Source organism: Acinetobacter sp. I-MWF (assembly GCF_025433935.1).
In the GTDB taxonomy this organism is placed as follows: domain Bacteria; phylum Pseudomonadota; class Gammaproteobacteria; order Pseudomonadales; family Moraxellaceae; genus Acinetobacter; species Acinetobacter guillouiae.
The window spans coordinates 1-449 of sequence record NZ_JAMBAR010000084.1 but is presented as its reverse complement, the minus strand read 5'-3'; the positions used below and the strand labels follow the sequence as shown (position 1 = coordinate 449).

Genomic DNA, 449 nt, shown 5'->3' with positions numbered 1-449 from the left:
CTCACGCTGCCCGCGCCGCAGGTCAGCGTCGAGTCGGTGCTGCAGCGCAACCCCGAGGTGATTCTGGCGGCGGATCAACCGCAGTTGGATGCCTGGAAAGCCTGGCCGCAGCTGGCGGCGGTGGCGCAGGGGCGTTTGCTGTTGGTTCCGGACAAGGGGCTGGAACGGCCGAGCGGGCAGATGTTGGAAGCCTTGGCGCGGTTGTGTCAGGTGATTGCGCCGAACCGCTGACGCAATCGCAGGCACACCGACGTTTCTATCAGAGCGTCGGCGTCCAGGTCACGCCAACCCTCCACACCCGACCTTCTTCCCGATAGTCCTGATTGTTCAGGAACGCCGGATCGTCATAGCTGTAACGTGCCCGAGCGTAAGTCTTGTCCAGCACGTTATCGACTTTCAGCGACAACGCCACTTCCCGGCTGAGCGCCCAACTGCTGCGCAGCCCGAGC

Annotated in this window: 2 protein-coding genes; one reads left to right on the top strand and one right to left on the bottom strand. The window is 63.9% G+C overall.

The annotated features are described in order from the left end of the window. The coding region (locus M2R48_RS21515; RefSeq protein WP_262087674.1) for a hypothetical protein at positions 1–231 on the top strand (231 nt) is incomplete at its 5' end. Between the two features lie 28 nt (positions 232–259). Here the strand turns inward: M2R48_RS21515 and M2R48_RS21510 are convergent. Continuing rightward, positions 260–449 (bottom strand): TonB-dependent receptor (locus tag M2R48_RS21510; protein ID WP_262087673.1); only part of this gene is annotated, 190 nt, incomplete at its 5' end.